General features: G+C 59.1%; 13 protein-coding genes. 3 read left to right on the top strand and 10 right to left on the bottom strand.

The window, feature by feature from the left end; genetic code table 11:
- Positions 1 to 40: 40 nt before the first annotated feature.
- The 6 genes from PMI27_RS27870 to hutC all read right to left on the bottom strand — a co-directional run bounded on the left by PMI27_RS27870 (position 41) and on the right by hutC (position 6,085).
- A complete protein-coding gene (locus PMI27_RS27870; RefSeq protein ID WP_008149475.1) occupies positions 41 to 1,009 on the bottom strand; it encodes an ABC transporter substrate-binding protein in 969 nt (322 codons plus the stop codon).
- A gap of 69 nt (positions 1,010 to 1,078) precedes the next feature.
- Positions 1,079 to 2,551 (bottom strand): purine-cytosine permease family protein, encoded by a 1,473-nt coding sequence (locus PMI27_RS27865; RefSeq protein ID WP_008149473.1) that lies wholly within the window; start codon positions 2,549 to 2,551, stop codon positions 1,079 to 1,081.
- A 132-nt stretch (positions 2,552 to 2,683) separates the two neighbouring features.
- Positions 2,684 to 4,372 carry a urocanate hydratase gene (gene hutU / locus PMI27_RS27860; protein ID WP_008149472.1) on the bottom strand — a complete coding sequence of 563 codons (1,689 nt, stop codon included), beginning with the start codon at positions 4,370 to 4,372 and terminating at the stop codon, positions 2,684 to 2,686.
- A gap of 157 nt (positions 4,373 to 4,529) precedes the next feature.
- Positions 4,530 to 4,781 (bottom strand): hypothetical protein, encoded by a 252-nt coding sequence (locus PMI27_RS31725; protein WP_160171626.1) that lies wholly within the window; start codon positions 4,779 to 4,781, stop codon positions 4,530 to 4,532.
- 69 nt (positions 4,782 to 4,850) lie between these two features.
- On the bottom strand, positions 4,851 to 5,420 hold the full coding sequence (locus PMI27_RS27855; RefSeq protein WP_008149470.1) for a HutD/Ves family protein: 570 nt from the start codon (positions 5,418 to 5,420) through the stop codon (positions 4,851 to 4,853).
- Complete coding sequence (gene hutC, locus PMI27_RS27850; RefSeq protein WP_236713266.1) at positions 5,417 to 6,085, bottom strand: histidine utilization repressor; 669 nt, start codon at positions 6,083 to 6,085, stop codon at positions 5,417 to 5,419. The genes PMI27_RS27855 and hutC overlap by 4 nt, the downstream gene beginning before the upstream one ends.
- Before the next feature lie 200 nt (positions 6,086 to 6,285).
- Here hutC and PMI27_RS27845 point away from each other — a divergent pair, with 200 nt between their 5' ends.
- Complete coding sequence (locus PMI27_RS27845) at positions 6,286 to 7,650, top strand: formimidoylglutamate deiminase (protein ID WP_008149465.1); 1,365 nt, start codon at positions 6,286 to 6,288, stop codon at positions 7,648 to 7,650.
- A 121-nt stretch (positions 7,651 to 7,771) separates the two neighbouring features.
- Here PMI27_RS27845 and PMI27_RS27840 read toward each other — a convergent pair whose 3' ends face one another.
- Positions 7,772 to 8,341 (bottom strand): lipocalin family protein, encoded by a 570-nt coding sequence (locus tag PMI27_RS27840; protein ID WP_008149464.1) that lies wholly within the window; start codon positions 8,339 to 8,341, stop codon positions 7,772 to 7,774.
- 31 nt (positions 8,342 to 8,372) lie between these two features.
- Entirely contained in the window at positions 8,373 to 8,627 is a 255-nt protein-coding gene (locus tag PMI27_RS27835) for a hypothetical protein (protein ID WP_008149462.1), read from the bottom strand.
- A gap of 30 nt (positions 8,628 to 8,657) precedes the next feature.
- Between PMI27_RS27835 and PMI27_RS31730 the strand changes: the two genes are divergently transcribed.
- Together PMI27_RS31730 and PMI27_RS27830 are read left to right on the top strand one after the other, a co-directional pair.
- The gene (locus PMI27_RS31730; protein ID WP_160171627.1) at positions 8,658 to 8,810 is read left to right on the top strand and encodes a hypothetical protein; all 153 of its coding nucleotides are present in this window, start codon (positions 8,658 to 8,660) and stop codon (positions 8,808 to 8,810) included.
- A 101-nt stretch (positions 8,811 to 8,911) separates the two neighbouring features.
- Entirely contained in the window at positions 8,912 to 10,804 is a 1,893-nt protein-coding gene (locus PMI27_RS27830; protein ID WP_150113487.1) for a methyl-accepting chemotaxis protein, read from the top strand.
- A gap of 180 nt (positions 10,805 to 10,984) precedes the next feature.
- On the opposite strand, the gene PMI27_RS27825 is transcribed toward PMI27_RS27830, so the two are convergent.
- Entirely contained in the window at positions 10,985 to 11,587 is a 603-nt protein-coding gene (locus PMI27_RS27825) for a DUF924 family protein (RefSeq protein WP_008149458.1), read from the bottom strand.
- A 3-nt stretch (positions 11,588 to 11,590) separates the two neighbouring features.
- The gene (locus tag PMI27_RS27820; protein WP_008149456.1) at positions 11,591 to 12,601 is read right to left on the bottom strand and encodes a class 1 fructose-bisphosphatase; all 1,011 of its coding nucleotides are present in this window, start codon (positions 12,599 to 12,601) and stop codon (positions 11,591 to 11,593) included.
- Positions 12,602 to 12,649: the final 48 nt, after the last annotated feature.

Below are 12,649 nucleotides of genomic sequence, written 5' to 3' on the forward strand. Positions count from 1 at the left end.
AGCACCGGACTGCCGTTGCCGGCAGTCGGAGAAGCTCGACCTACAAGGCCGCGTCGATCTTTTTGGCTGCGTCTTCGCTCACCCATGCGTGCCAGACTTCAGGATGTTCCTTCAAGAAGATCTTGGCCAGTTTTGGTGACTCGATTCGCTCTTTGGCCATGCGCCCGAGGTTCTGGTTGAGCAGGTCGATTGGCAGGTTGACCTTTTCCAGCACAGCCACCAGTTCCGGGGCTTGCTCGTGGAAGGTCTTGGACAGGCCGACCTTGATGGTCACGCTCTTGTCCACGCCTGGTTTTTCTTCGAGTTTCACCAGATCAACCTGGCCCATCAGCGGGGTTGGCGACCAGTAGTAGAACAGGATCGGCTCGCCACGTTTGTAGCTCGACAGCACCGCGGCATCCAGCGCCGGGCCGGTGCCCGGACGGAAGTTGGTGTAGGTGCTTTCCAGGCCGTAGCTTTTCAGCATTTCGCTGTTATCCAGCTCACAGGTCCAGCCGGCCGGGCAGTTATAGAAACGGCCCTTGGATGGCTCTTCCTGATCCTTGAACACTGCAGCGTATTTACCCAGATCGGCGATCGCTTTCAGGTCCGGGGCTTTAGGCTCCAGCTTACGCTTGGCGTCGCCTTCGATCACGTAACGCGGCACGTACCAGCCTTCGACAGCACCCACGACAGGCGCGCCGACACCGACAACTTTGCCGGCCTTCTCAGCCTTGTTCCAGACTTCGCTACGGCCGACCCACTCTTCGGCGAAGATTTGAATATCGTTGCTGCTCAGGGCGTTTTCCATGGTGATGGAGTTGCCCGGCAGGCTGTCGGTCTTGCAGTCGTAGCCTTTCTCCAACACGACTTGCAGCACGTCGGTCAGCAGCATGGCGCTTTCCCAGTTCAAACCGGCAAATTTCACCGGTTTGCCCGACTCGCACCAACCCGCCGCCTGAGTGGCGCCGGCGCTGGCCAGCAGGCCCATGGAAAGCAATGTGGTCAGCAGGGTCTTGTTCGATTTCATTGTAGTGACGCTCCTAATCATGAGTTGGCTTACGGCAGTCAAGAGGCATCCAGCCCTGTCCACGTCCAATCAGGCCTGCGCCGCAGCGCGACTGGCCCCGCTTGTTATAGGTGCTGCATCGCTGTCCTGCTCGAGCGGCAGGATCAGGTGATCGGGAACTGCGCTGTGCCATTTTTTCGCGCACACGTAATACAGGGCTGCCGGAATCACCAGACCAATGATCCAGGAAATATCCACATCACCCAGGGCCGCCACCAGCGGACCGGTATAGAACTTGGTGGAGATAAACGGCAGCTGCACCAGCACACCGAAGACATAGACGCTGATACCGAGGGCGTTCCAACGGCCGTAGCGACCGTTCGGATCGGCCAGTGCCGGCACGTCATAGCGCTCGCGAGTGATGCAGTAGTAGTCCACCAGGTTGATCGCGCTCCATGGCGTGAAGAACGCCAGCAGGAACAGGATGAAGGACTTGAACGCACCGAGGAACGAGTGCTGACCGAGCAGCGCCATCAGGGTCGCAGCACCAACGATGACCAGCACGAAGACCAGACGCTGCAAGCGCGATACCTTCAGGTCACCACGGAAGCCGCTGATGATGGTCGCAATACACATGAAGCTGCCGTAGGAGTTCAGCGTGGAGATGGTGACCTTGCCGAACGCGATGCTGAAATACAGCAGCGCAGCGGTGGCACCGGTACCGCCCAGACCGACGATGTAGGCGACTTCATGGCCAGCGAATTGCCCGTTGGCCGATGCGGCAGCGAACACGCCGAGGACCATCGCTACCTGCGCACCAATGACCGAACCTGCGCCTGCGGCAAAAAAAGTTTTCACCGAGGAAATCTTGCTCGGCAGGTAGCGAGAGTAGTCAGCCACGTAAGGACCGAAGGCGATCTGCCAGGACGCCGCGAGCGATACCGCGAGCAAAAAACTGCTCCAGCTGAAGTGGCGGATTTGCAGCAGTGCGCCAACATCAACCTGGCTCATCAGACGGCTGAACAGATAAACAAAAGCAATCACGCCAATGACACTGGCAACACGGCCGATCCAATGGATCACCCGATAACCAAGCACCGTGACCAGCACGATGACACTGGCGAAGATCAGGATGCCGACGCTGTCGCTGACATCAAACAACTGGCCCAGCGCCTGGCCGGAAAGCACGGTTCCCGTTGCGGTGAAGCCGAGGTACATCAAGCAGACCAGTACGATCGGGATGGCCGCGCCATAAACGCCGAACTGTACCCGGCTGGAAATCATCTGCGGCAGACCCAGCTTGGGCCCTTGTGCGGCATGCAACGCCATGACGCCACCGCCGAGCAGTTGACCGATCAACAGACCGATCAACGACCAGAAAACGTCACCGCCCAGCACCACGGCCAGGGCCCCGGTGACAATCGCGGTGATTTGCAGGTTGGCACCCATCCATAGGGTGAACTGACTCAACAGACGACCGTGTCTCTCCGCTTCCGGGATGTAGTCGATCGAACGTTTCTCGATCAACGGTTTACTGCCTGCACGATCGCTGTTAACAGCCATGATTCAACCTCTGTGGATTGTTATTGGAATTCACTCGGTCCCTGTAGGAGCTGAGCTTGCTCGCGATGGCGGTGTATCTGATGCACCGCGTTATCGTTCATCGCGAGCAAGCTTTGCTCCTACAGGCAAGCATTACTTGCCGGTAATCATCGGCAGGTTCAGCCCCTGTTCCTTGGCGCAGTCGATCGCGATCTGATAACCCGCATCAGCGTGACGCATGACACCGGTAGCCGGGTCGTTGTGCAGGACGCGAGCGATACGCTCGGCCGCTTCGTCAGTACCGTCGCAGACAATCACCATGCCCGAGTGCTGGGAGAAGCCCATGCCGACGCCGCCGCCGTGGTGCAGGGAAACCCAGGTCGCGCCGCTCGCGGTGTTGAGCAGAGCGTTGAGCAGTGGCCAATCGGACACGGCATCGGAACCGTCTTGCATGGATTCGGTTTCGCGGTTCGGGCTGGCTACCGAACCGGAGTCCAGGTGGTCGCGACCGATCACGATTGGCGCGGACAATTCACCGCTGCGAACCATTTCGTTGAACGCCAGACCGAGCTTGGCGCGCAGGCCCAGGCCAACCCAGCAGATACGTGCCGGCAGACCCTGGAAGCTGATGCGCTCGCGCGCCATGTCCAGCCAGTTGTGCAGGTGCGCGTCGTCCGGGATCAGTTCTTTGACCTTGGCGTCGGTTTTGTAGATGTCTTCGGCGTTGCCCGACAGTGCAGCCCAGCGGAACGGACCGATACCGCGGCAGAACAGCGGACGGATGTAAGCCGGTACGAAACCCGGGAAGTCGAATGCGTTCTCGACGCCTTCTTCCTGAGCCATCTGACGGATGTTGTTGCCGTAGTCGAAGGTCGGAATACCCATTTTCTGGAATTCGAGCATCGCTTTAACGTGTACAGCCATCGATTGCTTGGCGGCCTTGACCACGGCAGCAGGCTCGGTCTTGGCGCGAGCGCGGTACTCTTCCCAGGTCCAGCCGGCTGGCAGGTAACCGTTGAGCGGGTCGTGGGCGCTGGTCTGGTCGGTGACCATGTCCGGGCGCACGCCACGCTTGACCAGTTCCGGCAGGATTTCAGCCGCGTTACCCAGCAGGGCAATGGAAATCGCTTTGCCTTCCTTGGTGTATTTGGCGATGCGGGCCAGCGCGTCGTCGAGGTCGGTGGCTTGCTCGTCGACATAACGGCTGTTCAGACGGAAGTCGATGCTGACCTGTTGGCATTCGATGTTCAGCGAGCAAGCGCCGGCCAGGGTCGCGGCCAGAGGTTGAGCGCCGCCCATGCCGCCGAGGCCTGCGGTCAGGACCCAACGACCTTTCAGGTCATCGTTGTAGTGCTGGCGACCGGCTTCGACGAAGGTTTCGTAGGTGCCTTGAACGATGCCCTGGCTGCCGATGTAGATCCAGCTGCCGGCGGTCATCTGGCCGTACATGGCCAGGCCTTTGGCGTCGAGTTCGTTGAAGTGTTCCCAGCTCGCCCAGTGTGGCACCAGGTTGGAGTTGGCGATCAGTACGCGCGGGGCGTTGCTGTGGGTCTTGAACACGCCGACCGGCTTGCCGGATTGCACCAGCAGGGTCTCGTCGTCATTCAGGTTGGTCAGGCTTTCGACGATCTTGTCGTAGCATTCCCAGTTACGTGCCGCACGACCGATACCACCGTAAACCACCAGTTCTTTAGGGTTCTCGGCGACTTCCGGGTCAAGGTTGTTCATCAGCATGCGCAGCGGCGCTTCAGTCAGCCAGCTCTTGGCGGTCAGCTTGTTACCGCGAGCGGCACGAATTTCAACGTCACGATACTTCGTAGGTTTCTGGGTATTGTCAGTCACGAAAAAGACTCCTCAGCGATCAATCCAAACCAACCCTGGCGGGGGGATAAGCCAGCCTGTGCGCGTCAACGCGACACAAGCGAATCAGTGGACGTTGCGAGGAGTCTCGATCGACTCATACGCATACGTCTTTACTTGTACATACAAGCATATGCAATCAAGCGGCCAACTTGCTGAATGAGTGCTCAAGAAAAGTTTTGAAACGGCTGGAAAGCGCCTGGATCAAGGGTTCTGGCAAAGATGAAATTTTTCGGGGGGATTTTGTGAGGGGGATTACAGCTGTTACTTGAGCGGGGTTTTGCGCCACGCTGGGGCGTTCGGTAACAAAGTGGTGCGCGATGGGAAACAGGATGAGGATTGCTTTTGTGGCGAGGGGGTTTACCCCCGTTGGGTTGCGCAGCAGCCCCATTTTTTGGGGTCGCTTCGCAACCCAACGGGGGTAAACCCCCTCGCCACAGAGATTTTGTAAACAGTTGGATCAGCGTGCAGTCAGCTCGATCACACAGCACTGACCGTTGCTGGAGACTTCCAGCAGGTCGGCGTTACCGTCGAGTTGCAGGCAATCATGGCGACCCAGCTGTGAGGCACTGTTACCGACCTTCACTTCAAGCTCGTCGGTGATACTGAACACAAGCACGGTGCCCGCCGAGCTGAAAAACCGCTGCTCGCCGTCCAGCCACTGCAACCGCGCGCTATAACGCTGCGGTGCATAAATCAGGTTGAAGTCGCGGATCGGCCCGCCGAGCAAGGTGCAGGAAACCTGGCTCTCGCCGCTGAAAGCAAATGGCTCCAGCGGTAACAATGGCCGAGTGTCCTGACCATCAACCCGCAAGGTCATGCCGTCGCCTTGCAGCACAGTGATCACTCGCTCATAGCCGGCGAATGTCGAGAAACCGCCCGACTCGCCGATGTCGGCAATCGACAGACGCCAGCCGAAACCCTCAAGGCCGGCACCTCCATCACGGGTGATTTCTTCAGTGCTGCCGCCGCCGTTTTTCCATGGCATGCGTGGGTAATCTTTTGCGCGTAGAACCTTTACTTGATTCATTTATGAAACCGACCTTCCAGACGATGACGGGAACCGGGGTGGATCAAACGGGCGGCGGTCACTGGCTGACGGCCGGACCAGGTGCGGCGGCGAATCAGCAGGCACGGCTCGCCCTTTTCAATCTGCAGCAACTTGCACTCACTGGCCTCGGCCAGAATCGCCTCGACCACGTGCTCGCCTTCAGTCAGCGGCGCGACCTGGTTCAGATAGGCGTATGGCGTTTGCAGGGTGAAGTCCTGCTTGAGGTAGTCCGGCGCCACCAGTGCGTTGACGAAACGGTCTTCGATTTGCACCGGGATATCATTTTCGAAATGCACGATCAGCGAGTGAAAGACTTTCTGGCCTTCTCGCATGTCCAGGGCCAAGGCCCGCTCGGAACCGGCAGCCTCTTCTTCGAGGGTGATGACCTTGCAGGTGTGGCGATGGCCACGGGAGGCGATTTCGTCGGCGATGTTGTGGACTTCAAACAGCGCGGACTGACTTTTCGGCTCGGCGACGAACGTACCGACACCCTGCATGCGCACCAGCAGACCGTCGGCGGTCATCTCGCGCAGGGCGCGATTGATGGTCATACGGCTGAACCCCAGCTGGTTGACCAGCTCGCTTTCCGACGGAACGCGGTAGTGCGGCGGCCAGTTTCCACTGTCGATTTGCTGGGTGATCATCTGTTTGACGCGGGCGTACAAGGGCGCCGGACTGTCGCCCAGATTGGCGCTCAGATTGGCATTCGGCGGCAATGTGGCAGACGGAGTTGGCACGGTTAATCCTTGTTCATTTGTTGAGGGCTACTAGCTTGCCGGAGTTTACCGAGCAGGCAAACGTCTGTATATGTATATACAAATAACACACGATGGGGTGCTGAACCATGTCCGCCTTCTTTGCTGAACGCGCGCTGCTGCCTAGTGGATGGGCCAACAATGTACGTCTTGAGGTCAGCGCCGATGGCGTGTTGACCCATATCCAGGCCGATTCCAACGCAGATGGCGCCGAACGGCTAAGCGGTCCGCTGCTGCCGGGTATGCCGAATTTACACTCCCACGCTTTCCAGCGCGCCATGGCCGGGCTGGCGGAAGTGGCGGGTAATCCGAATGACAGTTTCTGGACCTGGCGCGATTTGATGTATCGCCTCGTCGGAAAAATCAGCCCGGATCAACTCGGCGTCATCGCCCGTCAGCTGTACATCGAAATGCTCAAGGCCGGTTACACCTCGGTCGCGGAATTTCATTATGTACACCACGACACCAACGGCCAGCCTTACGCGGACCCGGCCGAACTGGCGCTACGCATCAGCCACGCCGCCAGTTCCGCCGGGATCGGCCTGACCCTGCTGCCGGTGCTCTACAGCCATTCCGGTTTCGGCGGCCAGGCCCCGAACGAAGGCCAGCGCCGCTTTATCAACAGCACCGAAAACTACCTCAAGCTTCAATCGCGCTTGCAGCCGATCCTGGCGCAGCAACCGGCGCAGTCGCTGGGTTTGTGTTTCCACTCGTTGCGCGCGGTAACACCGCAGCAGATCAGCGAAGTGCTGGCCGCCAGTGACCGGCAGTGCCCGGTGCACATCCACATCGCCGAACAGCAGAAAGAAGTCGATGACTGCGTGAGCTGGAGCGGCCGCCGTCCGCTGCAATGGCTGTACGAGAACACCGAAGTCGATCAGCGCTGGTGCCTGGTTCACGCCACCCACGCCAACCCGGAAGAAGTCACGCTGATGGCCAAGAGTCGCGCCATCGCCGGCTTGTGCCTGACCACCGAAGCCAACCTCGGCGACGGGATTTTCCCGGCAGTGGATTTCCTCGCTCAGGGCGGGCGCATGGGCATCGGTTCCGACAGCCATGTGTCATTGAGCGTGGTGGAAGAATTGCGCTGGCTGGAATACGGCCAGCGTCTGCGCGACCAACGCCGTAACCGTTTGTATGGCGCGGATCAGCCGATGGTCGGCCGCACGCTGTACGACGCGGCGCTGGATGGCGGCGCTCAAGCGCTGGGTCAGTCGATTGGTGCGCTGGAAGTTGGCAAACGTGCGGATTGGCTGGTGCTGGATGGCAACGATCCGTACCTGGCGACAGCCAGTGGCGACGGGATTCTCAATCGCTGGTTGTTTGCCGGTGGCGATCGCCAGGTGCGGGATGTGTTGGTCAATGGCCAGTGGGTTGTGCGTGATGGGCGTCATGCGGACGAAGAAGAAAGTAACCGCGCCTTCACCCAAGTCTTGCGCGATCTATTGGGCTAACACCGGAAACAACTGTGGGAGCGAGCCTGCTCGCGAAAGGGCCGCCAGATTCAACATCAATGTTGACTGACAGGCCGCTATCGCGAGCAGGCTCGCTCCCACATTGGGTCTTCGGTGACTGTTAATTCGAGGTCTTGGCCATCTGCGTGTCTGTCGCGCGCCAGATCAGCCGCGTGGTGTCGTAACCTTGCTGACGCGCCTTGCTCAGCAGTTCCTCACGCACGACGCCATTGACCGTCGGGGTCCGTGACAGCAGCCACAGATACTTGCGGCTCGGATCGCCAACAATGGCGGTCTTGTAGTCATCGCTGACGTACAACACCCAGTACTCTCCCTTCGCCGCACCCGGAATCAGCCGCGAAAACCAGGTATCGAACTCGACCCACAGCTTGTCGGTTTTACCCGGTTCCTGTGGCCAGGCCACGCCTTTGGCCTCTTCCCACTGCCAGTCCGCCGTCAGGCAGCGATTGAGCACCAACACCTTGCCGTCAGGCTTGAGCGTGTAATGGGCTTCGGATTGCGCGCAGTTGCGCTGGAAATACATCGGCAGACGAGCCAACTCGTACCAGGTCCCTTGGTACTTCTTGAGATTGACGCTATTGGCGGTTTTCGGTGCCAACGGATCTACGCCAGACGTGGCGCAGCCGGCCAAAACCAGGCCGGCTAAAAGGACTATCAGTAACCGCTTCATTATTTTTCTCCCGTGGGCGTATAACCCCGGTTTACTTCAGGCCTTGGCCGGAAAACATCAGCACTTTGTCACCGGCGTACTGCACGCTGATAAAGCTGTTCTTGTCACCCCAGGTGCAACTGGACATGCCGAGCGCGCCCGAGCAATCGGAGGGTTTGCCCAACAAGGTTTCTACTTCGGCCTTGGGCATGCCTGACGAAAGCTTCGAGTAGTTTTCCTGATTGATCTTGCTGCAAGCGGCCAACAACACGCAGAACGAAAGCAAGGCGATAGAACGCAGCGACATGGTGTAGCTCCTGGGGCGAAGGGGAATGGCATGGCTGCCAAGCTGAAGCTTAGAAGAGAAAACCCCTATCTGGTTCCCTGGCCGCCCGGCTATTTATTGGGCCGCTCGTCTGCCTTATTTGGAAAATCTGCAACTTTACTTTCGCTATTGGGTATTTCGTCGGTTTTCGCAAAAGCCGCCTAATCTTTGGCGCCGGCCAGTCGACATAAAAAGCAGCGCAACGCCCACGACTGTGGCAAATTGACGCCCCTTTGTTGACCAGCCACTCCGCGGTAGCTCATTTAATGACCAGAAACATGAAGTTCAGCCACAAGATCTTGTTGGCTGCCGCCCTCGTGGTGGCCGTTGCATTCGCTTGTTTCATCCTTTTCAACGACTACCGCCAGCGTCAAACCCTGCGCAGCAGTACCGAGTCCTCGATGCAGGAACTTGGCAGCCTGACCACCAGCAACATCCAGACCTGGCTGGAAAGCCGCATGCAGTTGCTGCAATCGCTGTCCCAGCAAATCGCCGTGGACGGTAGCGCTCAGGCCAACCTCAAGCGCGCCATCGACCTGCCGGCCTACACCAGTAATTTTCAGTTGAGCTACTTCGGTGGCACCGACGGCGTGATGTTCTCGGTCCCGGCCGGCAATCGTGCCGCGGATTACGACCCCCGCGCCCGTGGCTGGTACAAGGCGGCCAATGGCGCCCAACAGACCATCGTCACCGAACCTTATATCGCCGCGTCGTCGGGCAAACTGGTGATCACCGTTGCCACCCCGGTGAAACATCAGAATCAAATGATCGGCGTCGCCGGCGCAGACATCGACCTGTCCAGCGTCAGCGCGATCATCAACTCGCTGAACTTCGGCGGCCATGGCCACGCGTTTATCGTCAGCGCCGATGGCAAGATCCTGATCCACCCGGACAGCAAACTGGTGCTCAAGAGCCTGACCGACGCCTACCCGAACGGCGCGCCGAAAGTCAGCCCGGGCATGAAAGAAGTCGAGATCGACGGCAAGACTCAATTCATCTCCTTTACCCACGTCAACGGTGTGCCCTCGGCAGACTGGTACGTGGCGCTGGTGCTGGATCAGGACACCGCGTTCTCGATGCTCAGCGAGTTCCGCACCTCGGCGATCATCGCCATGGTCATTGCCGTCGTGATCATCATCGCGCTGTTGGGCATGCTGATCAGCTTCCTGATGCAGCCCCTGTTGACCATGGGCCGCGCCATGCATGACATCGCCGAAGGTGAAGGTGACCTGACCAAACGCCTGACGATTCACGGCCAGGACGAATTCGGTGCACTGGGCACCTCGTTCAACCGTTTTGTGGAGCGTATTCATACGTCGATTCGCGAAGTGTCCTCGGCCACCGGCCAGGTCAACGAAGTCGCCTTGCGTGTGGTTGCGGCGTCGAACTCGTCGATGTTCAATTCCGACCAGCAAGCCTCACGCACCAGCAGCGTCGCCGCCGCCATCAACGAACTGGGCGCCGCCGCCCAGGAAATCGCCCAGAACGCCGCCCTCGCCTCTCAGCATTCGAGCGATGCCCGCGCATTGGCCGAAGACGGTCAGCAAGTCGTCGATAAAACCATCGCGGCGATGCAGCAGCTCTCGGCGAAGATCAGCGATTCGTGCGGCAACATCGAAACGCTCAATAGCAATACCGTGAACATCGGGCAGATTCTGGAAGTGATCACCAGCATCTCCCAGCAGACCAACCTGCTGGCACTCAACGCCGCCATCGAAGCGGCCCGTGCCGGTGAAGCCGGTCGCGGTTTTGCCGTGGTCGCGGACGAGGTGCGTAACCTCGCGCACCGGACTCAGGATTCGGCGCAGCAAGTGCAGAAGATGATCGAGGAACTGCAAGTCGGCGCCCGGGAAGCCGTGATCACCATGACCGACAGCCAGCGCCAGAGCGAAAGCAGCGTCGGCATCGCCAACCAGGCGGGCGAACGTCTGGGCAGCGTGACTCAGCGTATCGGTGAGATCGACGGGATGAACCAGTCGGTGGCCACTGCGACGGAAGAGCAGACGGCGGTGGTGGAGTCGATCAATGTCGACATTACCGAGATCAACACGCTGAACCAGGAAGGCGTGGAGAACTTGCAGGCGACGTTGCGTGCGTGTTCAGACCTTGAGCAGCAGGCGGCGCGGTTGAAGCAATTGGTGGGTAGTTTCCGCATTTAAACTTCAAGATCCACCCCTCACCCCAGCCCTCTCCCCACGGGGGAGAGGGGGAAAGGGAGCAGATCTTCATGGTTTTCGAAACCTGAGCTCGACTTGATATTTCAGGTCGATGTCACTCGAAAGCACAACTCGGTCAGTCCCCTCTACCCCTTGGGGAGAGGGTTAGGGTGAGGGGTGGATTTAGAACCGAGACCCGGGTCCCGAAAGAAACGCCAACTCCTCAGCCGTAGACTCCCTTTCCAACACCGCATTGCGATGCGGAAACCGCCCAAACCGTGCAATCACCTGCTGATGCTTCTCGGCATAGTTCAGATAATCGGTAAACAGTGCCCGCTCAGCTTCCGGCTGCTGCGCAACCAGCTCGATAAACCGCGAAACCGCCTCATTCTGCACCGCCAGATTCTCGCAATGCTCAAACACCAGGTAGATGAATACCCGCTGGATCGGCCGCAACTGCCGATCGAAATCCGCAGCAATGCCTTGCGCCACCAGTGCCTGAGCCCTGAGATCGCCTGAAAAGGATTTGGGAGTGTCGCGAAAGATCATTCGCGGCAGTTGATCGAGCAGCAGCACCAGGGCCAGCCAACCTTCGGGGCGTTGCGCCCACTCGGTCAATCCGCCGGCCAGTGCCTGCTCGACCCAGTCCCCGAAACGCGTCTGCGCTTCGAGGTCCTGGCTGTCGCGCTTGCCGAACCATAACTTGCCCTTGTCAGCCGCTATTTCGTTGGGGGATTCGAATGTTCCGAACCACCATTCGAGCAACGGCTGCCAGGGCGCGGTCATGGTTTATTCCTTGTGGTAAGCCGTGACGCGTTCGACTTCTTCTTTCGAACCGAGGAACACCGCGACACGCTGGTGCAAGCCGTCAGGCTTGATGTCGAGGATGCGCTGATGGCCATCGGTAGAAGCGCCGCCAGCCTGTTCAACCAGGAACGACATCGGGTTGGCTTCGTACATCAGACGCAGCTTGCCCGGCTTGGACGGCTCGCGGCTGTCGCGTGGGTACATGAACAAGCCACCACGGGTCAGGATGCGGTGCACGTCCGCGACCATCGCGGCGACCCAGCGCATGTTGTAGTTCTTTTTCAGCGGGCCTTCTTCGCCCGCCAGCAATTCGCTGACGTAGCGTTGTACCGGCGCTTCCCAGTGACGCTGGTTGGAAGAGTTGATCGCGAATTCCTGAGTGGATTCCGGGATCTTGATGTCTTCATGGGTCAGCACGAAGCTGCCCATTTCGCGGTCCAGGGTGAAGCCTTTTACGCCGTCGCCCAGGGTCAGGATCAACATGGTCTGTGGACCGTAGATCGCGTAACCGGCAGCCACTTGCTCGGTGCCTGGCTGCAGGAAAGCCTTTTCGTTCAAGGGCTCGTTTTGGCTCAGGTATTCGTTCGGGCAACGCAGCACCGAGAAGATAGTACCGACCGGCGCGTTGATATCGATGTTCGACGAGCCGTCCAGTGGGTCGAAAACCAGCAGGTACGCGCCTTTCGGGTATTTGCCCGGGATCTGGTAGGCGTTGTCCATTTCTTCGGACGCCATGCCGGCCAGGTGACCGCCCCATTCGTTGGCTTCGAGCAGGATCTCGTTGGAGATCACGTCGAGTTTCTTCTGCACTTCACCTTGGACGTTTTCAGTGCCCATGCTGCCCAGAACACCACCGAGGGCGCCTTTGGACACGGCGTGGTTGATCTCTTTGCAAGCACGCGCCACCACTTCGATCAGGAAACGCAGATCGGCAGGGGTGTTATTGCTACGGGTCTGCTCAATCAAATAGCGACTCAGGGTAACGCGGGACATGGAAGGCTCCGGTGGAATGGGGGGGCTAAAAACCCGCGCAGTTTAACG

This window comes from Pseudomonas sp. GM41(2012) (assembly GCF_000282315.2).
Taxonomy (GTDB): domain Bacteria; phylum Pseudomonadota; class Gammaproteobacteria; order Pseudomonadales; family Pseudomonadaceae; genus Aquipseudomonas.

What these genes read in the sequence shown, in the direction of transcription:
- PMI27_RS27870 (WP_008149475.1), bottom strand. Translation starts at nt 1,009, where the DNA reads ATGAAATCGAACAAGACCCTGCTGACCACATTGCTTTCCATGGGCCTG.
- PMI27_RS27865 (WP_008149473.1), bottom strand. Translation starts at nt 2,551, where the DNA reads ATGGCTGTTAACAGCGATCGTGCAGGCAGTAAACCGTTGATCGAGAAA.
- PMI27_RS31725 (WP_160171626.1), bottom strand. Translation starts at nt 4,781, where the DNA reads ATGGGGCTGCTGCGCAACCCAACGGGGGTAAACCCCCTCGCCACAAAA.
- PMI27_RS27855 (WP_008149470.1), bottom strand. Translation starts at nt 5,420, where the DNA reads ATGAATCAAGTAAAGGTTCTACGCGCAAAAGATTACCCACGCATGCCA.
- hutC (WP_236713266.1), bottom strand. Translation starts at nt 6,085, where the DNA reads ATGATCACCCAGCAAATCGACAGTGGAAACTGGCCGCCGCACTACCGC.
- PMI27_RS27845 (WP_008149465.1), top strand. Translation starts at nt 6,286, where the DNA reads ATGTCCGCCTTCTTTGCTGAACGCGCGCTGCTGCCTAGTGGATGGGCC.
- PMI27_RS27840 (WP_008149464.1), bottom strand. Translation starts at nt 8,341, where the DNA reads ATGAAGCGGTTACTGATAGTCCTTTTAGCCGGCCTGGTTTTGGCCGGC.
- PMI27_RS27835 (WP_008149462.1), bottom strand. Translation starts at nt 8,627, where the DNA reads ATGTCGCTGCGTTCTATCGCCTTGCTTTCGTTCTGCGTGTTGTTGGCC.
- PMI27_RS31730 (WP_160171627.1), top strand. Translation starts at nt 8,658, where the DNA reads ATGGCTGCCAAGCTGAAGCTTAGAAGAGAAAACCCCTATCTGGTTCCC.
- PMI27_RS27830 (WP_150113487.1), top strand. Translation starts at nt 8,912, where the DNA reads ATGACCAGAAACATGAAGTTCAGCCACAAGATCTTGTTGGCTGCCGCC.
- PMI27_RS27825 (WP_008149458.1), bottom strand. Translation starts at nt 11,587, where the DNA reads ATGACCGCGCCCTGGCAGCCGTTGCTCGAATGGTGGTTCGGAACATTC.
- PMI27_RS27820 (WP_008149456.1), bottom strand. Translation starts at nt 12,601, where the DNA reads ATGTCCCGCGTTACCCTGAGTCGCTATTTGATTGAGCAGACCCGTAGC.